The organism is Sphingomonas sp. LR60, assembly GCF_036855935.1.
In the GTDB taxonomy this organism is placed as follows: domain Bacteria; phylum Pseudomonadota; class Alphaproteobacteria; order Sphingomonadales; family Sphingomonadaceae; genus Sphingomonas.
Genome location: NZ_JASPFK010000001.1, coordinates 241,843 through 268,620, shown reverse-complemented (window position 1 = coordinate 268,620; position 26,778 = coordinate 241,843). Strand labels below are relative to the sequence as shown.

Below are 26,778 nucleotides of genomic sequence, written 5' to 3'. Positions count from 1 at the left end.
GCGGGATCCCGGATCAAGTCCGGGATGACGGTGGAGATCAGAACCGGTAGGTCAGCCCCAGGTAGTAATCGGTGCCATACCGCTGGTAGCGCCGCACCTGCCGCGGATCGCCGTTGGTGTACTGGAAGAACTCCTGATCGGTCAGGTTCTTCGCCTGCGCTAGGATCGTCAGCCCCTGCAACGCGCCGCTCTGGAATTCATAGCCGATCTGCGCGTCGAGGATCGTCTCGCCCTTGGCGGTATTCAGCTCCGGCGTTGCCGACAATCCACGAACTTCCGCAAGGAAGTTGGAGCGGTAACGATAGGTCGCACGCGCCTGGAAGCCGTTCTTCTCGAAATAGGCCGTGCCGTTGAGCACCCACTTCGACAGCCCCGGCACCGTCTGCACCGTCGCGGGCGCGCTATCGTAGCGGACCGCGGAGTGCGTGTAGCTGCCGCTGCCGAACAGCCCGAAACCGTCGAGCGCGGTGGTGAACATGCGCAACGGCAGCGACGCGGTCGCCTCCGCGCCCATGATCTCGCCACGACCCGAATTGGCCGGGTTCTTGAACAGCCCTAACTGCGCATTCTGCGACTGGACGATCGCCTGCTGCGCGGGCGTCAGCGACGACAGCAGCGGCGAGAAATCGTACAGCACATTGTTGTTCGGATCGACATAGTCGGTCAGGTGCTTGAAGTACCCCGACAGCGCGACATAGCCGCCGGCGCGGAAATACTTCTCCAGCGACAGGTCGATGTTGGTCGACTTGTACGGGCGCAGCTCCGCATTGCCGCCGTCCGAGGAGAACGGGCTGCGCAGCGGATCGGATCCCGCGCCGACGTTGCCGGGATTGATCGCGACGTTCTGCGAGATCCGCTCCTGATCGAGCCGCGGCCGCACCATCGTCTGCGACGCGCCCATCTTGATGAAGCCGTTCGGGATCAGCTCGACCGAGAAGGTCGCGCTGGGCATGACGTTGGTATAGCGGTCGCCGCCCGACACGTCGGACAGCGTGACCACCCCGCCGTTCAGCCCGGCGATGCGACCGTCGGAGCTTTGGTCGGTGTGCACCACCTGCACGCCGATCGAGCCCTTCACCGCCTTGCCGCCGGCCTCGCCGTCGATCACCAGCCGCGCGTAACCGGTGGTCACCTTCTCCTTCACGCCCCACACCTTGGCGAGCGATTCCGGACGATTGTCGAACACCGGCGTCAGCAGCCCGAGCACGCCGCGCGGGTCGAGTGTCAGCATCCGCGGCACGCCGAGGAAGGCGAGCGAGACCTGCTCGTCGAGCACCACGTCGCCCGGCACCGCGATCGACGTCGGCGTACCGCTCGCGACGGTGCAGTTGGTGCCGCCACCCGGCGGGCAATAGAAGTACGACGTGAAGCGCGCCTTCTTCTCGCGCTGCGTGTAGTTGCCGCCGACTTCCCAGCCCTTGATGACGCCCAGCGCGCCCTGGAAATCGCCGGCCAGGTTGGCGCGCAGCGACTTCAGGTCGTCGCTGAACTTCGGCCGGTTCTGGAAGCCCGCCTGCACCACCGCATTGGTGCCGTTATAGCCCCAGCCGCCCGGATCGGTGATGCGGATGATGTTGGTGTCGGCGTAATCGAGCGTCGGGACGATCTGGTAGGTGCCGTTGTTCTGGCGCGTGATCGTGATCGTGTCGCGCTGCCCCGTGCCGCCATAACCGGTGCCCGAATAGGTCTCGATCAATTCGTCCTGCCGCGTCGCGCGCGACCAGGCGGCGTCGACGTTGAGCTGGATCGCGTCGTTCAGCCGGACATTGTTGTTCCAGCCGAGCGAGAACATGTCGGACGTGCGATCGTTCAGGTCGTTGCGCTGCACCGTATATTGCGGGCTGAACGTCGCCTTGTCGACGAACCCGTCCGTAACCGTCACCGTCCCCGCGGTCGGTGCGACGTTATAGGCGAGCGGGAATTCGATGCCGCGCAGCTTCTGCGTCTCGGTGAAGTGCGTGTAGAGCGCGTCGAAGGTCGAGTGGAACGCGTCGCTCGGCGCCCATTCGATCGTGCCGACGCCGCCATAGCGCTTGAGCATGTTCGACTGGACGTATGGCTTCGCGCCGCCCAGCACGCACGGCCCCGCCGCATCGCCGGTGCAATTCTGCGAGAGGTTGTTGAGGTTCGGGTAGCCCCACGCCTCGTAGCGGTCGTAATTGGTCGGCGATTCCTGCGCCGCGACGCCCAGTGCGATGCCGAGGGTGTCGTTGGCGAACTTGTCGACATAGGTGGCAGTGGCGCGATAGCCCCAACGCTCGCCATCCGGGTTGCGCTTGCCGATCCCGTTGAGCTGGCCGCGCGCCGAGACGATGAACAGCCGCTCCTTCTGGTCGAGCGGACGCAGCATCCGGAGGTCGACCGTGCCCGACACGCCCGCCGCGATCAGCGAGGCGTCGGCGGACTTGTAGACGTTGACGTTGCTGAAGAATTCCGACGGATATTGGTCGAACTCAACCCCGCGGTTGTCGCCGACCGTCACTTGCTCGCGACCGTTGAGCAACGTGGTCGAGAAGTCGGGGCCGAGCCCGCGGATCGACAGGCTCTGGTCACGCCCTTCGACGCGTTGCGCGGTGACGCCGGGCAGGCGCGCGAGCGAGTCGGCGATCGAGACGTCGGGCAGCTTGCCGACATCCTCGGCCGACACCGAGTCGACGATCAGCGTCGAGCGACGCTTTATGTCCGCCGACTTGGCGAGGCTGGCGCGAATGCCGGTGACGACGATCTCGTCCGCGCCGGTCGCGGTCGGATCGGGATTGGCGTTGGCGTTGGGGGTCGGATCGGCGACCGGTGTGGACTGCGTGGCGGTGACCTTCGCGGTCGGATTGCCGGCCGGCGCATCGGCCTGTGGCGTCGCTTCCTGCGCCAGCGCCGGGGTGGCGATCAGCAGCGCCAGCGCGCTGGCACCCGCCCAGCGCCGACGCGCGATCGGCGTTACAGACAGGTCGTTCATGTGGAAATCCTCCCCTGCTCCCGGCGTCCGCGTTCCTGCGGACGATCCTCGGGTTTCATGGGCGGCGACGTAGGCGGCGCGCCGGGCGGGTCACAAGAAAGTCACATACGTATTCAGCGTTATGCTGCGCTGGTGGGGCTTTGATGCGAGCCTAAGCCGCCTCCTCCTGCGGCGCGCCCGATGCGGCGGCCAGCAAGCGTTTCTCCAGCGCGCGCACCCGCGTCGTCGACGCGATCTTGTCCCCCGTCAGATCGGTCAGGTAGAAGACGTCGACCGCACGCTCGCCATAGGTCGCGACATGCGCAGAATGGATCGTCACCTTCGACAGGAACAGCGCATAGGCGAGCTGGTTGAGCAACGCCGGCCGATCGGGCGCCGCGACCTCGACGACGGTGAAGCGGTTCGACGCCTTGTTGTCGACCAGCACGTTGGGTTCGATCCGGAAGGCATCGGCGCGCGCGCGCGGCAGCGGCTTGGCCTTCAACCGGTCGGTCAGCTTGCCGCGTCCCGCCAGCGCATCCTCGATCGCGGTCTTGAGCCGCGTCAACTGCCCCGCCTCGTCGAACGGCCGCCCCAGCGGGTCCTGCACCAGGAAATTGTCGAGCGCCATGCCGTCGCGCGTGGTGTGGATGCGCGCATCGATGATGTTGCCACCCGCGACATGGATCGCGCCCGCGATGCGGCTGAACAGCCCGGGATGGTCGGCGGCATAGACCGTCACCAGCGTCGCGCCCCGCTCGGGATAGACTTGCGCGTCGATCGCGAGCTGCACGTCGCCGGTCTGCGTGACGAAGGCGGCATTATGCGCCAGCACGTCGTTGGGCTCGGCGATCCAATAAGGCTCGGGCAGGCGACGCACATAGGCCGCCAGCTTGTCGGCATCCCATTGCAGCGCGGTACGCAGCGTCTCCTGCTTCGCGAGCACGCGCTCGCCGCGCCCCTTCTGTTTGTGCCCGAGCCGCAGCACTTCCTCGGCGCGATCGTAGAGGTCGCCGAGCAACTGCCCCTTCCAGCCGTTCCACGTCCCCGGCCCGACCGCGCGTATATCGACGACGGTCAGCACCAGCAGCAGCCGCAACCGCTCCGGGCTCTGCACCACTTCGGTGAAGTCGAGGATCGTCTTGAAGTCGGTCAGGTCGCGACGGAACGCGGTCGAACTCATCAACAGGTGATGCCGCACCAGCCACGCGACCGTCTCGGTTTCGGCGGGGGTCAGCCCGAAGCGCGGACACAGCCGCTCCGCGACCTCCGCGCCCAGGATCGAATGATCGCCGCCGCGCCCCTTGGCGATGTCGTGGAGCAGCACCGCGACATACAGCACGCGTCGCGACACGATCTGCCCCATGATCTCGCTGGGCAGCGGATGATCGTCGGCGAGCGCCCCGGCTTCCATCCGCGCGAGCAGCCCGATCGCACGGATCGTATGCTCGTCGACGGTATAGTGATGGTACATGTCGAACTGCATCTGCGCGACGATCCGCGCCCAGTCCGGCACGAACCGCCCCAGCACCCCGGTCTCGTTCATCCAGCGCAGCGGCAATTCGGGATCATGTGCGCCGGCGAGCAGGTCGAGGAAGCGCGCATTGGCGTGCGCGTCGCGGCGCACCGCGGTGACCAGCCGCGCGTCGCGCGTCGCGCAGCGCAAGGCGAGCGGGTGGATTTCCATCCCCTGTTCGGCGGCGAGCGCGAAGATCTCGACCAATCGGCGCGGGTCCTGCTGGAAGAAGTCGTCCGAGGGCAGCGCGATCCGCCCGCCGTCATTGGCGAAGCCGTCGAGCTTGCGCGGCGTCCGCGCCATCTTGAGCCCCAGCCGCCGACGGCGCGAGAAGCGCTCGTCCATATGCGCGAGGAACAGCCCGGTCAGCGACCCGACCGTGCGCGCCTGCAGGAAATAGAATTGCATGAAGCGCTCGACCGCCGATTTGCCGGGGCGGTCGGCGTAATGCATCCGCTGCGCGATCTCGCGCTGGTAATCGAAGGTCAGCCGGTCCTCGCCGCGCCCCGCGATCAGATGCAGGTGGCAGCGCACCGCCCACAGGAAATTGTCGGCGCGATGAAAGAGGCGATATTCCGCGCGCGTGAACAGCCCGACCGCGACCAGCTCGTTCGACCGCTGCACCTGATAGGTATATTTGCCGATCCAGAACAGCGCGTGGAGATCGCGCAAGCCCCCCTTGCCTTCCTTGACGTTGGGTTCGACGACATAGCGCGTGTCGCCCATCCGGACGTGACGCGCGTTGCGCTCGGCGAGCTTGTCGGCGGCGAACTGCCGCTCCGTGCCGCGCCGCACATCGTCGTGGAAGCGCCGCGACGCCTCCTCGTACAGATCCTCGTCACCCCAGACGTATCGCCCTTCGAGCAAGGCGGTGCGCACCGTCACGTCGGCCTTCGCCTGCCGCACCATCTCGTCGAGCGAGCGGCTCGAATGGCCGATCTTCAGCCCGAGGTCCCACAGCGCGTACAGCATCGATTCGATGACCTGCTCGGCCCAGGGCGTCTGCTTGCCGGGCGTGAGGAAGCCGATGTCGACGTCGGAAAAGGGCGCCATCTCGCCGCGCCCATAGCCGCCGACCGCGAGCAGCAGCAGCCGTTCCCCGGTGGTGGGGTTGGCGAGCGGGTACAGCCGCTGCGTCGTGAAATCGGCGAGCACGCGCAGCAATTGATCGACCAGATAGGCCTGCGCATTCGCCGCCTCGATCCCGCGCGAGGGGTTGGCGATCAGCCGCCGCGCGATCTCGGCGCGCCCGGCTTCGAGCGCGCTCTTGAGCAACAGGCTGACCTGATGGCGCAGCGCTGACGTGTCCTTGCCCGTGGCGGCGGCGACCTTCTCGGCGAGCAGGCGACGGTCGACGATCGCGCGGCGGTTGGGAAGGTGGTCGAAGCGTCCGGTCATGCGCGCGGAGATAGCGGCTCGGGGTTAAAAGGTCGCGTGCTTTGAAAGCGTCGATGCCCGGAGGCCGTTCAGGCCGAACTTGCCGGCTCCTTCATCGTCGCACAGCGCTCTTCGACGGCGAAAACGTGATGTCGAACCGAGGCCGTCATTGCGAGCGCAGCGAAGCAATCCAGGGTGTCCCGTTCCGACCCTACTCAAATCACCGTACCGGTCAGCGTGCCGATCAACGCGGTCACGCCCATCGCCATCGCGCCCAGCAGGATGACGCGCATCATCCCGCGCCCCACCGGCGCGCCGCCCGCCTTCGCCCCCAGCGCGCCCAACAAGGCGAGCAGCACGAATGCCGTCGCCGGCACAGTATAGAGGACATACCCGCGCGGTACGAGTGCGGCGACCACCGGCAGGATGGCCCCTGCCGCGAACGCCGTCGCCGAGAACAGCGCGGCCTGCACCGGTCGCGATCCGCCGTCATCGGCAAGGCCCAGCTCGTCGCGCCGATGCGCACCGAGCGCATCGTGTGCCATCATCTGCTCCGCCACTTGTCGCGCGAGCGCTCCATCGACCCCGCGCGCCTCGTAGATCGCGGCCAGTTCCCGCGTTTCCGCCAGCGGCGCACGGGCGATTTCCGCCGCCTCGCGCGCGAGGTCGGCGGTTTCGGTATCGGCCTGCGAACTGACGGACACATACTCGCCCGCCGCCATCGACAATGCGCCGCCGACCAACGCGGCCACACCGGCCAGCAGGATCGTGGCTGCCGTGGCGCCGGGTGCGGCGGCAACGCCGACGATCAGGCTCGACACCGAGATGATGCCGTCATTGGCGCCCAGCACTGCGGCACGAAGCCAGCCCGTGCGATGGACCAGATGATGCTCGCCAGCAGCGTGTTGCGTCGTATCGGCCATGCCCTGCTCGCCTCTATGGTGTCGATTGCCCTCCGCAAGACGCCCGGCAAACCGCATCCGATCCTGCCGAACGTCGCGACAGGGAAATCCCTACACCTCCCGCGCCAGCGCCTTCAGCCGGTACAGCGTATCCAGCGCCTCGCGCGGGGTCAGCGCGTCGACGTCAAGGGCCTCGACCTCGGCGCGGATCGCGTCGCATGTGTCTTCCTCGGCCTGCGCGGCGGCGGCGAACAGCGGGAGATCGTCCAGCCCTGCGGCCAGCCCGCCGGTCTTGGCGCGCCCCGCCTCCAGCTTCGCGAGCACCGCCTTGGCGCGCGACACGGTCGCAGGCGGCATCCCCGCGAGCCGCGCGACCGCGAGGCCATAGCTGCGGTCCGCCGGCCCGTCGGCGAGTTCGTGGAGCAGCACCAGCTCCCCTTCCACTCGCGCGCGCGGACGTGGTGGAGGCTCAGCGCGTCGCAGCGCTCGGCCAGCCGCGTCAGTTCGTGGTAATGCGTGGCGAACAGGCAGCGGCAGCGATTATCCTCATGGATCGCCTCGACCACTGCCCAGGCGATCGCCAGCCCGTCATAGGTGGAGGTGCCGCGCCCGACCTCGTCGAGGATCACGAAGCTGCGCTCGGTCGCCTGCGCTAGGATCGCGGCGGTCTCGACCATCTCGACCATGAAGGTCGAGCGGCCGCGCGCGAGATTGTCCGACGCGCCGACGCGGCTGAACAGCCGGTCGACCAGCCCGAGCCGCGCCTTGGCGGCGGGCACATAGGCCCCCGCCTGCGCCAGCACCGCGATCAGCGCATTCTGGCGCAGGAAGGTCGACTTGCCGCCCATGTTGGGCCCGGTGACGAGCCACAGCCGCGAACGCTCGCCCAGCACGCAGTCGTTGGCGACGAAGCGGTCGCCGCTCTTGGCCAACGCCGCCTCCACCACCGGATGCCGCCCCCCGGTGACGTCGAAACAGGCGTGGTCCGCAAAGGCGGGGCGCGACCAGCCGCCCTCGATCGCGCGCTCGGCCAGCGCCGCGGCGACGTCGAGCCGCGCGAGCGCGTCGGCGGTCGCGGCGATCGCCAGCCGGCCGGCCAGCGCCTGCGCGACAAGGTCCTCCAGATGCGCGGCCTCGGCGGCGAGCGCGTGCGCACCGGCCTGCGTCACGCTGGCGGCGACCTCGTGCAGCTCGGGCGCGTTGAAGCGCACCACGCCTGCCAGCGTCTGGCGATGCGTGAATCCCGAGTCCGCCGCCATCAACGGATCGGCGGCGCGCGCCGGCACCTCGATATGATAACCGAGCACGCCATTGTGGCGGATCTTGAGCGCGGCGATCCCGGTCTTCGCGCGGAACGTCGCCTCCAGCGCGGCGATCGCGCGCCGACCGCCGCTGCCGGTGTCGCGCAGCGCGTCGAGCGCGGGGTCATAGCCGGCCGCGATATAGCCGCCGTCGCTTGCCTCGATCGGCGGCGATGGGACGAGCGCACGCTTGAGCAGGTCGATCAACTCGCCATGCCCGCGCAGCCGCGGCGCGATCTGCGCGAGCAGCGCGGGGTTGTCAGCCAGCTTGCCGAGCCGCTCGCCGATCGCCCACGCGCCATCGAGCCCGTCGCGCAATTGCCCGAGATCGCGCGGGCTCCCCCGCCCCGCCGCGAGCCGCCCGAGCGCGCGACCGATATCGGGCAACGCGCGCAACGCGGCGCGGATGCGGTCGCGCGCTCCCGCATCGTCGTGGAACAGCCGCACCAGATCGAGCCGCGCCTCGATGTCCGCACGATCCATCAGCGGCGCGCCGAGATCGGCGGCGAGCAACCGCGCGCCTGCGCCGGTCACGGTGCGGTCGGTCGCGTCGAGCAGGCTGCCCTTACGCTGCCCCTGCGCGGTGCAGGTGATCTCCAGGCTCTCGCGCGTCGCGGCGTCGATCGCCATCGTGTCGCGCGCGGCGGCCAGCATCGGCGGGCGCAGGAACGGCAGTTGCCCCTTGGCGGTGTGGTCGAGATACGCGACCAGCCCGCCCGCCGCCGCCAGCCCGGCGCGCCCGAACTGCCCGAAGCCGTCGAGCGTCGCGACCGCGAACAACCGCTTCAATCGCTCCTCGGCGCGCGCGCTGTCGAACTCGGCGCGCGGGCGCCACACGGTCGCGGGCGCGTCGCTGCCCTCCGCGGCGACCACCTCCGCCGCGCCGAGCCGCGCCAGCTCGGCGCCCAGCGACGCTCGATCGCAGGCGATCACCTCGAACCGCCCGGTCGACACGTCCGCCGCCGCCACCGCGACCTCGCCGCCGACGTCACCGATCGCGACGCACCAATTGGCGGCACGCGCGTCGAGCAACGTCTCCTCGGTCAGCGTGCCGGCGGTGACGACGCGGACGATCGCGCGGTTGACCAGCGCCTTCGATCCGCGCGCCTTGCGCGCCGCCTCGGGACTCTCGGTCTGCTCGGCGATCGCAACGCGGTGCCCGGCCTTGATGAGCCGTTGCAGATAGGCGGTCGCGGCATGGACCGGCACGCCGCACATCGGGATTTTCTCACCGGCATGTTCGCCCCGCGAGGTCAGCGCGATATCGAGCACCTGCGCCGCGACGCGCGCGTCGTCGAAGAACAATTCGAAGAAATCGCCCATCCGGTAGAAGAGCAGGCAATCCTCGGACTCGGCCTTTAGCGCGAGATATTGCGCCATCATCGGCGTCGGGGCGGGTGTGGTGGTCATGGAAAGGGTCCGGGAGTCGCGTGGCGTGTCAGGGATGCGCACGTCGTGTCGCGATGCCGACAGCCATCACGGCGCGCAAGCCACTCCTTGAAAGGGAACCGTCCGGGCTTGCCCCAGGTCTTCAGCCATTCGCCGACGATCGCGTGCGAATGGACGCGTCCTGCCGCCACATCGGCTTCGGCGCGGGCGAGATTCATCCACCGGCGATAATCCTCGAGGATGCGCCGTCGGTCCATGACTGAACAATCATACGCGCTCGCCCCGATGGCGAACACCCGCCACTTTGACCGCAAGCCGCGGGATGCGACCGCAGGCGAAAGCCGATAGAAGCGTCATCATGCTCCACCGCACCACCCTTCCCTCCCCGCTCGGCGACCTGACGCTGGTCGCCGACGACACCGCGCTCGTGGCGATCCTGTGGCCCGACGACAAGCCGGGCCGTGTGCGGCTGGAAGCCACGACCGAGCGTCCCGACCATCCGGTGCTCGCCGCCGCCGCGACGCAGCTCGGCGAATATTTCGCCGGCACCCGCACGACCTTCGACCTTCCGCTCGGCCCGCGCGGCACCGCGTTCCAGCGTGACGTGTGGCGCGCGCTCGACGCCATCCCGTATGGCGAGACGCGCAGCTATGCCGATATCGCACGAGCGATCGGCCGCCCCACCGCGACCCGCGCGGTCGGCGCGGCGAACGGCCGCAACCCGATCACGATCGTCACCCCCTGCCACCGCGTCATCGGCCGATCGGGGGCGCTGACCGGCTTTGCGGGCGGGCTGGCGGCCAAGCAACATCTGCTCGCGCACGAGCAACGCTAGGAGATATTCCCATCGCCGCCCGCATTCCGTAAGGGCTGTCGACATGACCGACGATCGCACCCAAGCCGACGAGCGCAACGTCCAGTTCGAGCGCGAAGCCCTTTTGTTTCACTCGGAGGGGCGCCCCGGCAAGATCGAGATCGTTCCGTCCAAGCCGATGGCATCGCAGCGCGACCTTGCGCTCGCCTATTCGCCCGGCGTCGCGATCCCGGTTCAGGCGATCGCCGACGATCCCGCCACCGCCTACGATTATACCGCCAAGGGCAATCTGGTCGCCGTCATCTCGAACGGCACCGCGATCCTCGGCATGGGCAATCTCGGCGCGCTGGCCAGCAAGCCGGTGATGGAAGGCAAGGCGGTGCTGTTCAAGCGCTTCGCCGATGTCGATTCGATCGATATCGAACTGAAGACCGAGGATGTCGACCGGATCATCGACGCGGTCGAACTGATGGAGCCGACCTTCGGCGGGATCAACCTCGAGGACATCAAGGCCCCGGAATGTTTCATCATCGAGCAGACGCTGCGCGAACGGATGAACATTCCGGTCTTCCATGACGACCAGCACGGCACCGCGATCATCTGCGCCGCCGGCGTCATTAACGCCTGCCTGCTGACCGGACGCAAGCTGTCCGAGATCAAGGTCGTCGTGAACGGCGCGGGCGCGGCGGCGATCGCCTGTACCGAGCTGATCAAGGCGATGGGCGTCCGCCACGACAACGTCCTGATCTGCGACCGCACCGGCGTGATCTATCAGGGTCGCGACGGCGTGAACCAATGGCAGTCGGCGCACGCCGCCAACACCGATCGCCGCACGCTGACCGAGGCGCTGCACGGCGCCGACGTGTTCCTCGGTCTGTCGGCGGCAGGCGCGCTCAAGCCGGAGATGGTGGTCGACATGGCCCCCGCTCCGATCATCTTCGCGATGGCCAATCCGGAGCCGGAGATCCGCCCCGAACTGGCCAAGGCGGCGCGCCCCGACGCGATCGTCGCCACCGGGCGGTCGGACTATCCGAACCAGGTCAACAACGTGATCTGCTTCCCGTTCATCTTCCGCGGCGCGCTCGACGTGCGCGCCACGGGCATCAACGACGCGATGAAGATCGCCGCCGCCAACGCCATCGCCGAGCTGGCGCGGCAGCGCGTGCCCGAGGAAGTCGCGATCGCGTACGGCGTCCAGCACAGCTTCGGCCCCGAGTACATCATCCCCTCGCCGTTCGATCCGCGGCTGATGGAGATCGTCCCCGCCGCCGTCGCCAAGGCGGCTATGGATTCGGGCGTCGCGACCAAGCCGATCCTCGACATGGCCGCTTACACCGCGGCGCTACGCGCGCGGCTCAACCCGACCACTTCGGTGCTCAGCCTCGCCTATGAAGGCGCAAAGGCCAATCCGAAGCGCGTGCTGTTCGCCGAGGGCGAAGAGGAAGTCGTGCTGCGCGCCGCCATCGCCTTCAAGGAAGGCGGCTATGGCACGCCGGTGCTGGTCGGGCGCGAGGACGTGTACGATCGGCTGCGCGCGCTCGGCATCGCGAACCCGGAAGAATACGAACTGCACAACAGCCGCGTCTCGCCGCTGGTGCCCAAGATGGTCGACTTCCTCTACGCGCGCCTGCAACGCCGCGGCTTCCTGCGCCGCGAGGTCGAGCGGATGATCAACCAGGACCGCAACATCTTCGGTTCGGTGCTGCTCCAGCTCGGCGAGGCCGACGCGATGATCACCGGCGTGACGCGCCCGTTCGCGCAGTCGATGCGCGAGATCAAGCGTGTGATCGACCCCGCGCCCGGCCGCACCGCCTTCGGCATCCACGTGCTGGTCGGCCAATCACACACCGTCTTCATCGCCGACACCACGGTCAACGAGCGTCCCACCGCCGAGGAACTCGCCGACATCGCCGAGCAGACCGCCGCGGTCGCGCGCCGGCTCGGGCAGGAACCGCGCGTCGCGTTCCTCAGCTATTCGACCTTCGGCAACCCCAACGGCCAGTGGCTCGACAACATCCGCGGCGCGGTACAGGTGCTCGACGACCGCAAGGTGAGCTTCGAATATGAGGGCGAGATGGCCCCCGACGTCGCGCTCAACCCGCGCCAGCTCAAGAACTTCCCGTTCGCGCGCCTGTCCGGCCCGGCCAACGTGCTGGTGATGCCGGGGCTGCAGTCGGCGAACATCTCCGCCAAGCTGCTGCGCGAACTGGGCGGCGACGACATGATCGGCCCGATGCTGGTCGGCATGGAAAAGCCGGTCCAGATCGCGCCGATGACGTCGACCGCGGGCGATCTGGTGACGCTGGCGGTGCTCGCGGCGGGGGTATTGCGCGGTGAGGTGATGGGGCGGGGCTCGCCCAAAAGCGCGACGCTACTTAACGCGTCAGGACAACGTTAGCGTGTCGTGCGAGCCACCGCCATGTGCCGCGATCGCGGACATAGATGTTGGTGTATCGGCGCTTCAGGGGAACGACGCCGTACCTGCGTCCCAGCTCACTTAGTGCGGTGGGCGTGAAAACCTCATTGCCCATTACTACGCCCACGGAGCCACTCACCGTGACGCTCTCCACCGTGCGCTCAAAGTTTTCGGCCCCGATCTGCCCGCTACGCATCATTGCGATGAACTGCTCTCGGGTGAGGACGCGGCCGGTAGGTGCGTTGATCGTCAACTTCGACGAAGAGAGTGCCGCGAGTCCGTCAATATCGGCCTTCGCGACCATCTCTTTCTGCTGAAGGTCCAATTTCGCAAGGGCCGCCTCGCTTGGTTCCCGCTCGTTCGGCTGCGCAGCCGGAGACGTTCCGGCGATTGGCACGGCCAGGATGGCGAGAGCAATTCGAATGCGGCGCATCAAAACCTCCTGACAAATCGCAATTGTCTGCACCTGAACTTGGTCGACCGCTATCCACCAAACTCCGTCATCCCCGCGAATGCGGGGATCCAGAACCTCTGACGTTTCGCCTCTTGCGAAAACCTGCGCGTCTGAATTCCCGCCTTCGCGGGAATGACGGGAGCGGCTTTGCGTGATCATCGGCGTTGCCAGCCACCCCGCAGCGGAGCATCTTGCCCTACCATCGGAAGGTCGGAGGCGGCGAATGATGGTGGCGAAGGGATTGGTCCTGTTGCTGGCGGCAGTGCTACCGGATGTGGCCACCGCCTCCCCGGCCCCCCGCCGCCCGATTATATCATGGCAGCCATCGCGCAGGTCGTACCGACCGCGACGGCGGCGACCTTCGACGCCTATGCCGCCGATCTCGCGCCCGACCTGGCGGTCACGATCAACGGCGCACCGGTCGCGCACGACAAGGCGGCGTGGGTGGCGATGGAGCGGCACCGGCTGGGCAAGCTCGACCGCCACGTCATCAGTTACACGCCGGGGTGGGATTCGATCCTCGTGCTCGACGAATGCGACGATCGCTCGGACGTGCCGGCGGGGGTGATCGCCGACCCGCGCTATCGCACGCGCGCGATCCGCTACACGTTTGGGGACGACCATCTGGTCCACGCGATCGGTATCATCGAGACCGAAGGGCTGATGATACGGCCCTGACACTCCCGTCATTCCCGCCCTTCGGCTGCCCGCACGGCAGGCGCTCAGGATAAACTTCGACCCGTGGCCGAAGGCGGGGATCCAGAACCTCTGACGCTTCGCCTCTATCGACAGACCTGCGCGTCTGGATTCCGCCTTCGCGAGAATGACGGAGGGGGACGCGCGGCCTTACGCCCCCGCCCGCGCGCGCCGCATCATCCCTTGCGCGCTTGCGACATGGTGCGCGTGGCAGATCGCGACCGCCAGGGCGTCGGCCGCGTCCGGACCGGCCAGCTTGGCGCCGGGCAGCAGCACCGCCATCATCGCCTGAATTTGCCGCTTCTCCGCGCCGCCGGTGCCGACGACCGCCTTCTTGACGGTCGAGGGGTGATACTCCCCGATCGTCAGCCCCGCGCCGCTTGCCGCCAGCAACACCACCCCACGCGCCTGCCCCAGCTTGAGCGTCGATTGCGCATTGGTATTCCCCAGCACCTCCTCGACCGCCGCCTCATCGGGCCGTTCGGCGCGAATGACGTCGATCAATGCGGCGTAGAGGTTCGCGAGCCGGCGCGGCAGCGGCATCGACGGGTCGGTGCGGATCTGGCCGTTGCCGACATGGCTCAGCCGGTTCCCCTCGGCGCGGATCACCCCCCAGCCGGTCGTGCCCAGGCCGGGGTCGAGGCCGAGGATGATCACCCCAGCTTCGCCATCACCTCGTCGGACACCTCGTAATTCCCCCACACCGTCTGCACGTCGTCATCGTCGTCGAGCGCGTCGATCAGCTTGAACAACGTCGCCGCGTCGCCCTCCGACACCTCGACCATCGTCTGTGGCCGCCATGCCAGCTTCGCGCCCTCGGCCTCACCCAGCACCGGCTCCAGCGCCTTGGCCACCTCGTGGAGGGAGCCCTGTTCGGTCCAGATCTCGTGACCTTCCTCGGTCGAGGTCACGTCCTCGGCGCCGGCTTCCAGCGCCGCCTCGAACACCTTCTCGGCATCGCCCGCGGTCGCGGGATAGTTGATCAGCCCCATCCGATCGAAGCCATGGCTCACCGAGCCGCTCGCGCCCAGGTTGCCGCCGTTCTTCGACACGGCGGTGCGCACGTTGGTCGCGGTGCGGTTGCGGTTGTCGGACAGCGCCTCGATGATCAGGCTCACGCCGCCGGGGCCGAAGCCCTCGTAGCGGATTTCCTCGTAATTCTCGGTGTCGCCCTTGCTCGCCTTGTCGATCGCGCGCTGGATATTGTCCTTGGGCATCGACTGCGCCTTGGCGGCGTTGATCGCGGCGCGCAGCCGCGGGTTCATGTCGGGATCGGGCAGCCCCATCTTCGCCGCGACGGTGATTTCGCGGCTGAGCTTGGAAAACATGCCGGAGCGCTTCTTATCCTGCGCGCCCTTGCGATGCATGATGTTCTTGAACTTGGAATGGCCTGCCATGGTCGCCTCTGACGGATAATCCCGTGCCTTTACGCGCGCGGAGCACCATTCGCCAACCCGTCTGTCCCCAAACGGTCGATCTTGGCCTCCAGCGCCGCAAGCCGCTCGATCACCAGCCCGTCGATCTTTTCGTGGAGCCGCAGGATCTCCAGCTCGGCTCGCAAATTGGTCTCGTAATCGAGGCTGGCGGCGAGCCGGTCCTTCGACGCCTGCCGGTTCTGGCTCATCATGATCACCGGCGCCTGCACCGCGGCGAGCGTCGACAGCATCAGGTTGAGGAAGATGTACGGATAGGGGTCGAACTGCAGCCCGAAATATTTGAGCACGTCGGTGTTGAGCAGCATCCACCCGACCAGCACTACCGTGAAGGCGATGATGAACCCCCACGACCCGCCGACCGCCGCGACCTTGTCGGCGAGGCGGTCGCCGAAGCTGGCGCGCAGATCGGCTTCGTCGGCGGCATCGCGGCTGACCAACGTCCCCGCATCCATGCTGTCGAGGACGCGGCGTTCCTCGGCATCGAGCGAGTGGCGCGGCTTGCCGATGATGCGCAGCGCGAGGTCGGCGATCGGTGGACGGTGCGCCATGCGAGTTTTCCCCCTTGAAGACGCATCCCCGTAGCCGCGCGCCGCGGGCGCGCAAAGCGCTTGCTCAACCGGGGCATGATCGGCCACACGGGGCGCGATCATGACCGTCAGCGTAGACATGGGCAGCGACGAGCGCGGCGCGCCCGTGACCATGGACCTCGAAGAACTGCTCGCCACCCGATTGCTCGTCCAGGGCAATTCCGGGTCCGGCAAGTCGCACCTGCTGCGCCGGCTGCTCGAAAGGAGCGCGGGTCAGGTGCAACAGGTGGTGATCGACCCAGAGGGCGATTTCGTCACTTTGTCCGAACGCTACGGCCATGTCGTCATCGAGGGCGCGGATTATGCCGAGCGCGAGCTGGCGCGAATCGCCGCGCGGCTGCGCGAACATCGCGCCAGCGTCGTGCTGAGCCTTGAGGGGCTGGAGGCGGAGGGGCAGATGCGCTGCGCCGCCGGCTTCCTCAACGCGCTCTTCGATGCGCCGCGCGAACATTGGTATCCCGCGCTGGTGGTGGTCGACGAGGCGCAATTGTTCGCGCCGACCACCGGTGGCGAGGTCGCCGAGGAGGTCCGCCGCGCCTCGCTGTCGGCGATGACCAACCTAATGTGTCGCGGGCGCAAGCGCGGGCTGGCGGGCGTGATCGCGACGCAGCGGCTGGCGAAGCTGGCCAAGAATGTCGCCGCGGAAGCGAGCAACTTCCTGATGGGGCGCACCTTTCTCGACATCGACATGGCGCGCGCCGCCGATCTGCTCGGCATGGAGCGGCGGCAGGCCGAATCGATCCGCGACCTCGCGCGCGGCACCTTCATGGCGCTCGGTCCCGCAGTGTCGCGGCGGCCGATCACGGTGCGGATCGGCACGGTCGAGACGCAGGCGCGCAGCGGCAGCCCCAAGCTGGTCCCGCTGCCGCAGGCCGATTCGGTCGACCTGCAGAGCTTGCTCGACGTCACCCCCGACACCGCGCCGACGCTGCCGATGACCTTCGACCCGCGCCCACGCCGCGTCCCCGCCGACGAACTGCTGTCCGACATCGAGGCGCCCGCGCCGTCGACCCCCGCGCCGTCGCTGCCCGACCGTAACGAGGAAGAGGTCGAGGCGGTCTATGCCGAGGTGCTGCGCGCGATCGTCACCGACGACGAAAGCAGCGGCCGTCCGGCGGCGGTGCTCTATCAGGATTTCCAGGTCCGCTGCCGTATGGCGGGGATCGCCAAGCCCGCGCTTGACCTCGCCGCCTTCAGCCGCCGCTTGTCATGCGCGCGCGCCGGCATCTTCGATCCCCACGCCGAGGAATGGGCGAGCGTGCTCGCGCTGGCAGGCGGCTTGCCCGACGACATGCTCGGCGCGTTTCTGCTGGTCGCCAAGGCGGCGCGCGACGGCGCACCCTGCCCGTCGGACATCGCGATCGCGAATACGTACGGCACCAGCTCGATCGGGCGGGTCAAGCGGCTGATCGGCTATATCGAGGGGCGCGACCTGTTCGTGACGCGCACCGACATGGGCGGCAAACGCTCGATCACGATCCCGCATCTGGGATGGACGACCGCCCCGGCCGAAGCGGCGTAGCTTACTGTCGCCCCGAACTTGACCGAGCCGGTTACCCCGCCCACCCGTCATTCCCGCGCAGGCGGGAATCCAGACGCGCAGGTCCGGCGATAGAAGCGACACGTCAGAGGTTCTGGATCCCGCCTGCGCGGGAATGACGCCCCCTCCGAGCAACGAACACCGACCCGAAGCACAAACCCGTTCGCCCTGAACGGGTCAGCTTCACGCCCGCCGCCTCGACCGCCCCTCACCTGACCTTCAACGCATCCTCGATCCGCGCCGCGGGTGCCGACAGCATCGAATAGACGGTATGCGCGGCGATCCCCGCCATCGTCATGCCGACCACAACCAGCACCAGGAACTGGAACATCGACGCGAAGCTGCGCGATCGCTCCATCTTGCGCGCCATCTGCGCTTCATGCGCCAGCCGGCGTTCGGCGCGGCGGTCGCTTTCGGGTTGAGCGGTGCTGCGGTCGGGACGGCTGGCAAGCCGCGGCTCGTCGACCAGCGCCTTGACCGACAGCCGGTCCTGGGAGCGCAGCCCGAAAAACCGGCCCTTGGTCCACTGGACTCGGCCGACGATCACGAGCGTCCCGCGCCGGATCTCGACATAGCTGCCGACCGCCGGCGCCTGATCGCAACCGACCATCAGCCCGCGCGAGGAAACGTTGTGGATCACGATGTCGAGCCAGCGTGCGTCCACCCGCATCCGCGACGGGACGAGCACGGTCACCCGTTCCTCCCGCGGCCGGAAACCGGACTGCAAACCCGCCAGCACCTGTCGCTTACCCCCACGCCCGCTCGATAAAAAACGATATATCGCGGAAGAAGCGAAGACGAGATTAACGGCCGCCCGATGAGCGGCCGACTATGATCTAGATCATTCCAAGTGCTTGCATATACACTTCGAGAATCGACTGTTCTTCTTGATATTCTTCGCGTTTCTTCTTGCGGATCTGCAAGATCTTGCGGATCGCCTTCGCGTCGTAGCCGCGGCTCTTGGCTTCGGCCATCACGTCCTTGATGTCGTCGGCGATGCCCTTCTTCTCTTCCTCGAGCCGCTCGGCCCGCTCGATCAGCAGCCGCAGCTCGTCGGCTGCCACCGAACCGCCGCCCATGCCTTCGCCACGCTCTTCCGCCATCATACTTCCCCAGAAAAAACGACGCCGCCCGCAACGCCGGTGCGAATCGCGCGGGCGGGGACGGCGTGGTGGATACCCGATAAGGGTGCGGCGGCGCGTCTACGCCCGCGCGCGCCGATGCTCAAGGGTGTCGCCGGTGATCGACCCGCCGGCTGCGATCAGGCGTTCTTCGCGACGCTCTCGGCCATGCGCGCAAGCTGCTCGGGCGTCGCATCGCCCTGATGCGCGGCCTTCCACTGTGCATAGGGCATGCCGTAGATCGCCTCGCGCGCGTCGTCCTTGTCGAGCCCGCCGGCCTCGCCCACCCAGTCGGACAAGCAGTTGCGGCAAAAACCCGCCAATCCCATCAAATCGATATTCTCCGCGTCGGTGCGGTGACGCAAGTGTCGGACGAGCCGGCGGAAAGCGGCCGCGGCTACGGCATCGTCCAGCGTGTCGAGGCGGTCCATGTCATCTCCCGGATTTGATCCTGCGCCGTTACTCGTTAAGGCCGTGCCGGCAAAGCAGGAAGGTGCATGACCCTGAACCCGAATCATATCGCTCCGCGTTCGCGCAAGGTTCGCGTGCTCGCGACGCTCGGCCCGGCCAGCAACACGCTGGAGATGATCACCACCCTTTTCCAGGCGGGCGCGGATGCGTTCCGCGTGAACATGAGCCATGGCGACCAGCAATCGAAGATTGCGGTCATCCAAGCGATCCGATCGATGGAGGAGCGCTTCAAGCGCCCGACGACGATCCTCGCCGATCTTCAAGGGCCGAAGCTGCGCGTCGGCAAGTTCGATGGCGGCCGCGTCATGCTCGAACATGGCAGCACCTTCACGCTCGATCATGATCCGACGCCGGGCGACGCATCGCGCGTGCGGCTGCCGCACAAGGAGATCTTCGCCGCGATCGAGCCGGGCGCACGCCTGTTGCTCGACGACGGCAAGCTGGTGCTGCGCGTCACCGACCATGACGAAAATCGCATCGTCACCACGGTCGAGGTCGGTGGCCCGCTGTCGGACAACAAGGGGCTGAACGTCCCCGACGTCGTCATCCCGATGGCGGCGCTGACCGAGAAGGATCGCTCCGACCTCGCCTTCGCGATCGACCAGGGTGTCGACTGGATCGCGCTGTCGTTCGTGCAGCGGCCCGAGGATCTTTGGGAGGCGCGCAAGCTGATCGGCGGCAAGGCCGCACTGCTCGCCAAGATCGAGAAGCCCGCCGCGATCGAGCGGCTGGAGGAGATCGTCGAGGCGTGCGACGGCGTGATGGTCGCGCGTGGCGATCTCGGCGTCGAGTTGCCGCCGCAGTCGGTGCCGCCGCTGCAGAAGCGCATCGTCGAGACGGCGCGCCGCATGGGCCGTCCGGTCGTCGTCGCGACGCAGATGCTCGAGTCGATGATCCAGAGCCCGTCGCCGACTCGCGCCGAGGTCTCTGACGTCGCGACCGCGATCTACGACGGTGCCGACGCGATCATGCTGTCGGCGGAAAGCGCCGCGGGCCAGTGGCCGGTCGAATCGGTCGCGATGATGAACGCGATCGGCGACGCGGTGGAGCGCGACCCGATGCACGGTGATCGCATCCACTTCACCGTCACCCGCCCCGATCCGACCACCGCCGACGCGCTCGCCGAGGCCGCGAAGAACATCGCCGACACCGTTTCGGCGGCGGCGATCATCTGCTTCACCATGTCGGGGTCGACCGCGCGCCGCATCGCGCGCGAACGCCCGTCGGTGCCGATCCTTGTGCTGACGCCCAGCACCGACACTGCACGCCGGCTCGGGCTGCTGTGGGGCACGCACAACGTCAACACGCGCGATGTCGAGTCGTTCGAGGAGATGGTCGCCAAGGCCAAGCGCACCGCGCTGCGTCAGGGGATCGCCAAGGCGGGTGACCGCGTAATCGTGATGGCCGGCGTGCCGTTCCGCACTCCCGGCTCGACCAACGTGTTGCACGTCGTCCAGATCGTCGGCGACGAGTTGAAGGATTATCGCTCGCCCGACGCGCAGTGACCTACCCGCGCCCATCGCTCCACCGGGAGAGCGATGGGCGCGAATTATCGACCTGCCACGGTTACTATTTTCGCTAGATCGAACTTGGTTCCCTTAACGCCGCAAAAAGCAACACGGTTTATCGACGTGGCAGAACGCTTCGTCACACCATCTCGCACACTTGTAAGTTTCGGTTGCGCAACGAACTTATTTATACAATCGAATCGTCACAAGCTTTGTCAGTCCGTGCGGCACGGCGTGGGATGGACGACGATGATTCGGATGGTTCGCAAAAAGAAATTGCGGTCGGAATTGGCGGCTGCGCAACGTGCTTCGGCCATGATCACCGACCCGCTGTCGATGCAGATGCTGATCGACTACATCGCTGAATTAGAAGATCAATTATACCGCGGCGACACGAATTTTGTGCATGCGGCGCCGTTATCTTCACAGTCCAGTTCATCCACTAGGTGATGCGCCAAGATCGCGGCTCGCAATCTTGGCGCGCCCCGATCACCCTTCCGCCACGCGCACTTCTGCGGTCAGCGGCGGCGTCTGCTGGTGCTGGACGACCTTCCACACTTCATGTTCCAGCCGACGGTAGGTCGAGGTGCAATGCGCGACATAGCGTTCGTCGCCCTTCACTGCCTCGACGCCATAGGCGATCACGATCAGCCCTTCCTGCGGACGCACGATCCGTCCGTCGCTGAACGACACCTTCTCCCAGCGCGGCGTCTGCGACACCGCGTCAATCGCGGCCTCGCTTTCGAGAACGTACGGCGGCTGCGGCACGACCATCAGCGCCGACTGGTCGATCGACTCACGGTAATGTTCGGCGTCGCCGGTCCACAGGCTTTCCTCGAACGCCCATACGCGATCGTCTTCCATGGCTCTCTCCTGATGCGGTCGGAGCCAGAAAGCCGTGGTACGCCCGATCGTTCCGCCGCGCCTCAGCGCAGCAGGCCGGCGGCGACCAGGGCGGGACGCAGCGTCGCCGCGTCGGTGAACAGATGCGCGTGGATGCCCAGCGCCTGCGCGCCGTCGATATTGGCGGCATTGTCGTCGATGAAGAACGCCTCGCCCGGCGCCAGTCCGAAACGACCGAGCGCAAGCCGGTAGATCGCCGCATCGGGCTTCACGAGCCGCTCGTCACCGGAAACGACGATGTCGCGGAAGCGATCGAACACCGCCGCCTCGCGTGCGCGGAACGGCGGGAAGAATTCGTGGCTGAAATTGGTGATCGCGAACAGCGGGACGCCCGCCGCGTCGAGTTCCTCGACGATCTCGATCATGCCGGGGATCTGCCCCGGGAGCTGCTCGCCGAATCGTGGCCCCCACAGCGCGATCATCGCGGCATGTTCCGGGAATCGCGCGCCAAGCTCCGCGCTGGTCTCCGCGAACGGGCGACCGGCATCGTGCTGGAAATGCCACTCGCGCGTGGCGACCTCGCTCAGGAACACGTCGAGCGCCCGTTCGTCGTCGAACAGGCGCTCGTACAGAACCCTGGGGTTCCAATCGTACAGGACGTGCCCGACGTCGAAGATGACCGACGTCGGCGTCACGCCGGAAATCAGCCCTGGCGGGCCTTGAACCGGCGATTCGTCTTGTTGATGACATAGGTCCGGCCGCGACGGCGGATCACGCGATTGTCGCGATGACGGTCCTTGAGCGACTTCAGGCTGTTGCGGATCTTCATGGCTGCGCTTCTTCGAAAACTGGGAAGCGCGCCGCCTAGAGAGCGCGGCCGTGAAAGTCAACCGAGCGGGCGCTTGCGGTGCGAGCGTGGGTCGCCCGGAGCTTGCGCCGCAAGCGTGCGTTGTTATGTCGAAACGATCTTATCGAGGGTGTGTCATGCGTCGCGCGATTTTCTTGGTTCTTTCGCTGGCACCGCTGGCCGCCTGCACCACCGGGCCGCAACGCTTCCCGGTACAGGCGACGCGCTTCCATTACGATGCGGTGGCGGAGCGCGGGACGATCATGGTCGAGCCGCTGCCCGGCCCCTCGTCCGCGAGCCTCGAGTACAAGACCTATGCCGCCGCGGTAGAGGCCGAGCTGCTCCGCAACGGCTTCACCAGCGCCGCGCCGGGCAGCAAGCCCGACTTCATCGCCACCGTCGGCTTCACCCGCGCCGAGCGTCGACTGCCGCCGAAGCGCTCCCCGATCCAGATCGGGATCGGCGGCGGTGGCTATTCGGGCGGCTGGCGCGGCGGTACCGGGCTGGGCGGCGGCGTGAGCTTCCCGGTCGGCGGCGACTCGGGCGGGCGGCTCGGGCTGGTCACCGAGCTGGCGGTCCGCATCCGCCACGGCGCGGACGCGATCTGGGAGGGTCAGGCGCAATCGCTGACCGACACCAGCGCGCCCGACGCCGACGCCGCATCGGTCGCCGGACGGCTCGCGAGCGCGCTCTTCAAGAATTTCCCCGGCGAATCGGGGCGGACGGTCGAGGTAAAATGACGCTCAACATCAACGCCGCCTTCGATGGCGGCAACATCAAGCTTGTCGGCGTCGAGGGCGCGGGCGACGACTGGCGCTGCGATCTGGAGATCGTCCACGATCACCAGTCCGACTTCTTCCAATGGTTCTATTTCCGCGTCGCCGGGCTGCGCGGCAAGCGCGTCGCCTTCCGCATCCTCAACGCAGGCGAGTCGGCCTATCCGTTCGGCTGGCCGGGCTACAAGACACGCGCCTCGACCGATCTCGACCAGTGGCGGATGATCGACACCCGCTACGACGGCGGCGTGCTCAGCTTCGACTGGACCGGGCAGGGCGACCTGGCGTGGTTCGCCTATTTCGCGCCCTATACGATGGAGATGCACGCGCGGCTGGTCGCACGGATCGCCGGGCGGCCGGGCGTGGAGCATCGCGAACTCGGCGCGACGCTGGACGGGCAGGCGATCGATTATTTCCGGCTCGGCACCGGCGCGAAGCAGGTGTGGCTCTACGCGCGCCAGCATCCCGGCGAATCGATGGCCGAATGGTGGATGGACGGCGCGCTCGACTGGCTGACCAGCCCGGCCGCCGCGCCGTTGCTGCGCGAAGCGACCGTCCATGTCGTCCCGAACATGAACCCCGACGGCACGCGCCGCGGGCATCTGCGCACCAACGCGGCGGGCGTGAACCTGAACCGCGAGTGGCACGCGCCGACCCCCGAGCGCAGCCCCGAAGTGTTGTGCGTCCTGCGTGAGATGGACGCGACCGGCGTCACCTTCGCGATCGACGTCCACGGCGACGAGGCGATCGCCGCCAATTTCATCGCCGGGTTCGAAGGCGTTCCGTCGTGGAACGACGCACGCGGCAACAGCTTCACCGAGTTCGGCCGCCGGCTGGCCGCGCACACCCCGGACTTCCAGACCCAGCTCGGTTACGAGAAGGCCGCCCCCGGCACCGCCAATCTGTCGATGTCGACCAACCAGCTCGCCGAGCGGTTCGGCGCGGTGTCGGTGACGCTGGAAATGCCGTTCAAGGATCACGACGCCAACCCCGACCCGGCGTTGGGGTGGAGCGCCGACCGGTCGAAGGCACTCGGCGTCGCCTGCCTCCAGGTGCTGACCGAGATGATCGGGACGCTGTAGGCGCGATGACATCATGTCGAACCGGAGTCGTCATTGCGAGCGCAGCGAAGCAATCCAGGGCGTCCTGATCCGGCTCTGGATTGCTTCGCTGCGCTCGCAATGACGAATGTGGGTCGGTTCCATGTCGGCCCCCGGCCGCTCATCGCTCTTCGGACGCTTCCTGCCCCGACGCCCGCGGCCCGCCCTCGCCACGCGCCCGCTGCCGCTTGGCCATCGCCTTCAGCCGCTGCAACAGCTCCGCCTCGGCCCGCGCCCGCGCCGAGGTCACCAGCCGTCCGCCGCTCCCCTTCGCCATGTCCGGGACCGGCCGCGCATCCTCGCGCTGCAACAACAAGCGCAGCATCGCATCCGAATAGCGCCGCCGGTGCGCCACCACCTCGCCCTTGTAGACGATCGGCTCCAGCCAGCCCTCGACCGCCCGCGCATAAGCGGCACGCTCCAGCGCCGGCAATTGATAGGCGAGCGCCGCGTCCCACGCAGCACCCAATTCGGGAAGGCGCCGCTTGACCCGATAGGCGAAGGTCGAACTCAACCCGACCTGCGCGCACGCGTCCCGCACGCACGCGGTGGTGCGCAGCGCGCGAAGGAACGCGACCTGCCGCATCGGCGTCCACCCGTCATGCCGATACCGGAACGCCGCCTCGCCGCCACCGCCGGCTTCCTTCGTCTCATCATCCATCTGCGATCCCCCACGCCGCGCTGCCGCCAGATACCGCAGGGCGGTGCATGTAGGACAGCGCGCACCGGCAGGTCGAAATCGCCACACAGGTTCCGTTGCGGGAACGGGTTCGAGTCCTGAAGCGTCACGACGAAGATCATATTCGCCATGCTGCTGCTGCCGGTTCTTGCCGGCGCACAGATCGATACGCCGGAAGGCCGACACACTAAGGATGCAGCGATGACCTATACCCCCAATGTAATCGCTGCGGATCATACGGGCTTCGCGGTATCGTCATTGGACGAAGCCATCCGGTTCTGGACGGAAGCGCTCGGCTTCACGCTGGAGCGGCAATCGGAGATGGGGGGTGACTTCCTGCGTCAAGTGACAGGCGTCAATGATCCGAAGGTGAAGACGGCGATCGTCACGGCACCGGACGGCTACGTGGTCGAATTGCTGCACTATTCGCAAGGGCACCGGAACGGGGTGCTGCCCGACAGCGCGGGATCGATCGGAGCCGCCCATCTCGCCTTCACCGTAAAGGACATCCACGCCGCCATCGCCCGCGTCGAAGCGGCAGGATGGAAGGCCAAGGGAAGTCCGCAGCCGATCCCCGGCGGCCCGAAAAAGGGAACGTTGGTGGCCTATGTTTCAGGCCCGGATCATATCACGATAGAGTTCATGCAGCCGCCGGCTGGATAAACGAACCTGATGGATAAATGCACCAATTGAGGCATTTACTGCACGATGGGGGCTATCACCGCAGGACGATCGTGTCTGGAGCAAGGTTGATTTGAAGGCCGCGTTGGCCGCCGTTTGAAACGATGAACGCAGTGACGCGGCGGAAATTCGAAATCGCAGTCGAAGATGAAGCGCTTACCGACTTGCTGCGTCGCGTAGGTGCAGCACGGCTGATCGACCCGATTGATCCCGAAAGCAGCGAAGACGGCACCAGTCTACGACTGGTACGGCGTCTGGCGAATCGATGGACCAACGGCTTCGATTGGCGAGCGACGGAAGCCCGGCTCAACAGGCTTCCGCAATTCATTTCCCGCATCGACGGACTGGACGTGCACTATGTCCATCAGCGTGGCGTCGGCCCCGCTCCCATGCCGCTGATACTGACACATGGATGGCCGGGATCGTTTATCGAGATGGAGCGCATCCTGCCGCTGCTTACCGATCCTGCGGCGCACGGCGGGGACCCGCTGGACGGGTTCGACGTGGTCGTACCGTCCTTGCCCGGATATGGTTTCAGTCAGGCACCGCAGTCGACCGGCGTGAGTACCAGGATCATCGCCGGCATGTGGGCCGGTCTCATGGCTGGGCTGGGCTATGATCGCTACGGCGCACAGGGCGGCGACATCGGTGCAGGGGTGTCGATGTGGCTGGCGAGACAGCGTCCGGAGGCGCTGACGGGCGTCCACCTCAACTACATTCCAAGCAGCTTCGCACCCTGCATCGACGCAGCGGTCGCCCCCGTCACTCCGGACGAGCAGTCCTTCCTCGATCGCGTAAAGGCATTTGCGGCCGAGGGCGGGGCGTATGCGGCCCTGCAGGCCACGAGGCCGCAGACCTTGGCCTATGCGCTGTCGGACAGTCCGATCGGCCTCACCGCTTGGATGGCCGAGAAGTTTGATGCCTGGAGCGACCATGACGGCGATGTCGAAGCCGTGATCCCGCTGGACACGATCATCACCAACGTCTCCCTCTACTGGTTCTCCGGTACGATCGACGCATCGCTCCGGCTCTACAAGGAAAACAGGCTCGATCCGCTCGCCTTCGCTCCCGATGAGAGAAGCGCTGTGCCGTTGGGTGTGGCCGTATTTCCGCGCGAGTTGCCCATGCCTCCTCGTAGCTGGGTCGAGCGCGTGTTCGATGTCCGGCGCTGGAGCATGATGCCCAAGAGCGGGCATTTCGCTGCACTCGAACAACCTGAAGCTCTCGCGGAGGATATACGGGCCTTCTTCCGGCCGCTTCGGTAACTTTGACCACGGGATCGCTCGATCTGGTTATCAACCGGGCCAAATAAGAAGCATCTCCGCTTTCCCGTTATACCATCGTCTTTGGGAAAGCCGCTCTCTCACCTGAGCCTGCACCCTGACGGTCAAC

General features: G+C 67.1%; 24 protein-coding genes and 1 pseudogene. 10 read left to right on the top strand and 15 right to left on the bottom strand.

Annotation, left to right across the window (positions count from 1 at the left end):
• Positions 1 to 37 precede the first annotated feature (37 nt).
• The 4 genes and pseudogenes from QP166_RS01260 to mutS form a co-directional block, all read right to left on the bottom strand.
• Entirely contained in the window at positions 38 to 2,953 is a 2,916-nt protein-coding gene (locus QP166_RS01260; protein ID WP_333914268.1) for a TonB-dependent receptor, read from the bottom strand.
• A 151-nt stretch (positions 2,954 to 3,104) separates the two neighbouring features.
• On the bottom strand, positions 3,105 to 5,846 hold the full coding sequence (locus QP166_RS01255; RefSeq protein ID WP_333914267.1) for a [protein-PII] uridylyltransferase: 2,742 nt from the start codon (positions 5,844 to 5,846) through the stop codon (positions 3,105 to 3,107).
• A gap of 194 nt (positions 5,847 to 6,040) precedes the next feature.
• Positions 6,041 to 6,748: a VIT1/CCC1 transporter family protein gene (locus QP166_RS01250; protein ID WP_333914266.1), complete on the bottom strand. Its 708-nt coding sequence runs from the start codon at positions 6,746 to 6,748 to the stop codon at positions 6,041 to 6,043.
• A 90-nt stretch (positions 6,749 to 6,838) separates the two neighbouring features.
• A pseudogene (gene mutS, locus QP166_RS01245) lies at positions 6,839 to 9,411 on the bottom strand (DNA mismatch repair protein MutS).
• 364 nt (positions 9,412 to 9,775) lie between these two features.
• Here mutS and QP166_RS01240 point away from each other — a divergent pair.
• Positions 9,776 to 10,252 carry a methylated-DNA--[protein]-cysteine S-methyltransferase gene (locus QP166_RS01240; RefSeq protein WP_333914265.1) on the top strand — a complete coding sequence of 159 codons (477 nt, stop codon included), beginning with the start codon at positions 9,776 to 9,778 and terminating at the stop codon, positions 10,250 to 10,252.
• Positions 10,253 to 10,295: 43 nt separating this feature from the next.
• Positions 10,296 to 12,629 (top strand): NADP-dependent malic enzyme, encoded by a 2,334-nt coding sequence (locus QP166_RS01235; protein ID WP_333914264.1) that lies wholly within the window; start codon positions 10,296 to 10,298, stop codon positions 12,627 to 12,629.
• Here QP166_RS01235 and QP166_RS01230 read toward each other — a convergent pair.
• The gene (locus QP166_RS01230) at positions 12,607 to 13,260 is read right to left on the bottom strand and encodes a nuclear transport factor 2 family protein (RefSeq protein WP_333914263.1); all 654 of its coding nucleotides are present in this window, start codon (positions 13,258 to 13,260) and stop codon (positions 12,607 to 12,609) included. The genes QP166_RS01235 and QP166_RS01230 overlap by 23 nt on opposite strands.
• Positions 13,261 to 13,416: 156 nt before the next feature.
• On the opposite strand from QP166_RS01230, the gene QP166_RS01225 reads away from it, so the two are divergent.
• Positions 13,417 to 13,779: a hypothetical protein gene (locus tag QP166_RS01225; RefSeq protein ID WP_333914262.1), complete on the top strand. Its 363-nt coding sequence runs from the start codon at positions 13,417 to 13,419 to the stop codon at positions 13,777 to 13,779.
• A gap of 168 nt (positions 13,780 to 13,947) precedes the next feature.
• Here the strand turns inward: QP166_RS01225 and ruvC are convergent, their stop codons facing one another.
• From ruvC to QP166_RS01210, 3 genes are read right to left on the bottom strand one after another with little or no spacing between them, the layout of a single operon-like run.
• On the bottom strand, positions 13,948 to 14,454 hold the full coding sequence (gene ruvC, locus QP166_RS01220; protein WP_028967736.1) for a crossover junction endodeoxyribonuclease RuvC: 507 nt from the start codon (positions 14,452 to 14,454) through the stop codon (positions 13,948 to 13,950).
• Positions 14,451 to 15,194, bottom strand: coding sequence for a YebC/PmpR family DNA-binding transcriptional regulator (locus QP166_RS01215; protein WP_333914261.1), 744 nt, complete (start codon positions 15,192 to 15,194; stop codon positions 14,451 to 14,453). The genes ruvC and QP166_RS01215 overlap by 4 nt, the downstream gene beginning before the upstream one ends.
• Positions 15,195 to 15,223: 29 nt before the next feature.
• On the bottom strand, positions 15,224 to 15,781 hold the full coding sequence (locus QP166_RS01210) for a DUF1003 domain-containing protein (protein ID WP_333914260.1): 558 nt from the start codon (positions 15,779 to 15,781) through the stop codon (positions 15,224 to 15,226).
• Positions 15,782 to 15,881: 100 nt separating this feature from the next.
• Between QP166_RS01210 and QP166_RS01205 the strand changes: the two genes are divergently transcribed.
• A complete protein-coding gene (locus tag QP166_RS01205) occupies positions 15,882 to 17,342 on the top strand; it encodes an ATP-binding protein (RefSeq protein ID WP_333914259.1) in 1,461 nt (486 codons plus the stop codon).
• 226 nt (positions 17,343 to 17,568) lie between these two features.
• Here the strand turns inward: QP166_RS01205 and QP166_RS01200 are convergent, their stop codons facing one another.
• From QP166_RS01200 to QP166_RS01190, 3 genes are all read right to left on the bottom strand, one after another.
• Positions 17,569 to 18,054: a PilZ domain-containing protein gene (locus tag QP166_RS01200; RefSeq protein WP_333914258.1), complete on the bottom strand. Its 486-nt coding sequence runs from the start codon at positions 18,052 to 18,054 to the stop codon at positions 17,569 to 17,571.
• Positions 18,055 to 18,196: 142 nt separating this feature from the next.
• A complete protein-coding gene (locus QP166_RS01195; RefSeq protein WP_184036625.1) occupies positions 18,197 to 18,463 on the bottom strand; it encodes a DUF2312 domain-containing protein in 267 nt (88 codons plus the stop codon).
• A 158-nt stretch (positions 18,464 to 18,621) separates the two neighbouring features.
• Positions 18,622 to 18,912 (bottom strand): DUF1244 domain-containing protein, encoded by a 291-nt coding sequence (locus QP166_RS01190; protein ID WP_333914257.1) that lies wholly within the window; start codon positions 18,910 to 18,912, stop codon positions 18,622 to 18,624.
• Positions 18,913 to 18,978: 66 nt separating this feature from the next.
• On the opposite strand from QP166_RS01190, the gene pyk reads away from it, so the two are divergent.
• Entirely contained in the window at positions 18,979 to 20,457 is a 1,479-nt protein-coding gene (pyk, locus tag QP166_RS01185; protein WP_333914256.1) for a pyruvate kinase, read from the top strand.
• A gap of 33 nt (positions 20,458 to 20,490) precedes the next feature.
• Positions 20,491 to 20,910 carry a hypothetical protein gene (locus QP166_RS01180; protein WP_333914255.1) on the top strand — a complete coding sequence of 140 codons (420 nt, stop codon included), beginning with the start codon at positions 20,491 to 20,493 and terminating at the stop codon, positions 20,908 to 20,910.
• Between the two features lie 39 nt (positions 20,911 to 20,949).
• Here QP166_RS01180 and QP166_RS01175 read toward each other — a convergent pair whose 3' ends face one another.
• The 3 genes from QP166_RS01175 to ykgO form a co-directional block, all read right to left on the bottom strand.
• On the bottom strand, positions 20,950 to 21,324 hold the full coding sequence (locus QP166_RS01175; protein WP_333914254.1) for a DUF4440 domain-containing protein: 375 nt from the start codon (positions 21,322 to 21,324) through the stop codon (positions 20,950 to 20,952).
• A 62-nt stretch (positions 21,325 to 21,386) separates the two neighbouring features.
• Entirely contained in the window at positions 21,387 to 21,998 is a 612-nt protein-coding gene (locus QP166_RS01170; RefSeq protein ID WP_333914253.1) for an HAD family hydrolase, read from the bottom strand.
• A gap of 8 nt (positions 21,999 to 22,006) precedes the next feature.
• A complete protein-coding gene (gene ykgO / locus QP166_RS01165; protein ID WP_003046794.1) occupies positions 22,007 to 22,132 on the bottom strand; it encodes a type B 50S ribosomal protein L36 in 126 nt (41 codons plus the stop codon).
• A gap of 155 nt (positions 22,133 to 22,287) precedes the next feature.
• On the opposite strand from ykgO, the gene QP166_RS01160 reads away from it, so the two are divergent.
• Both QP166_RS01160 and QP166_RS01155 read left to right on the top strand, forming a co-directional pair.
• The gene (locus QP166_RS01160) at positions 22,288 to 22,890 is read left to right on the top strand and encodes a DUF4136 domain-containing protein (protein WP_333914250.1); all 603 of its coding nucleotides are present in this window, start codon (positions 22,288 to 22,290) and stop codon (positions 22,888 to 22,890) included.
• Positions 22,887 to 24,008 carry a M14 family metallopeptidase gene (locus QP166_RS01155; RefSeq protein ID WP_333914249.1) on the top strand — a complete coding sequence of 374 codons (1,122 nt, stop codon included), beginning with the start codon at positions 22,887 to 22,889 and terminating at the stop codon, positions 24,006 to 24,008. The genes QP166_RS01160 and QP166_RS01155 overlap by 4 nt, the downstream gene beginning before the upstream one ends.
• 139 nt (positions 24,009 to 24,147) lie before the next feature.
• On the opposite strand, the gene QP166_RS01150 is transcribed toward QP166_RS01155, so the two are convergent.
• Entirely contained in the window at positions 24,148 to 24,687 is a 540-nt protein-coding gene (locus tag QP166_RS01150; RefSeq protein ID WP_333914248.1) for a hypothetical protein, read from the bottom strand.
• Between the two features lie 147 nt (positions 24,688 to 24,834).
• Between QP166_RS01150 and QP166_RS01145 the strand changes: the two genes are divergently transcribed.
• Together QP166_RS01145 and QP166_RS01140 are read left to right on the top strand one after the other, a co-directional pair.
• Positions 24,835 to 25,368, top strand: a complete 534-nt coding sequence (locus QP166_RS01145) for a VOC family protein (protein ID WP_333914247.1) — start codon at positions 24,835 to 24,837, stop codon at positions 25,366 to 25,368.
• Positions 25,369 to 25,490: 122 nt separating this feature from the next.
• The gene (locus tag QP166_RS01140; RefSeq protein WP_333914246.1) at positions 25,491 to 26,651 is read left to right on the top strand and encodes an epoxide hydrolase family protein; all 1,161 of its coding nucleotides are present in this window, start codon (positions 25,491 to 25,493) and stop codon (positions 26,649 to 26,651) included.
• The last annotated feature ends 127 nt before the right edge of the window (positions 26,652 to 26,778 follow it).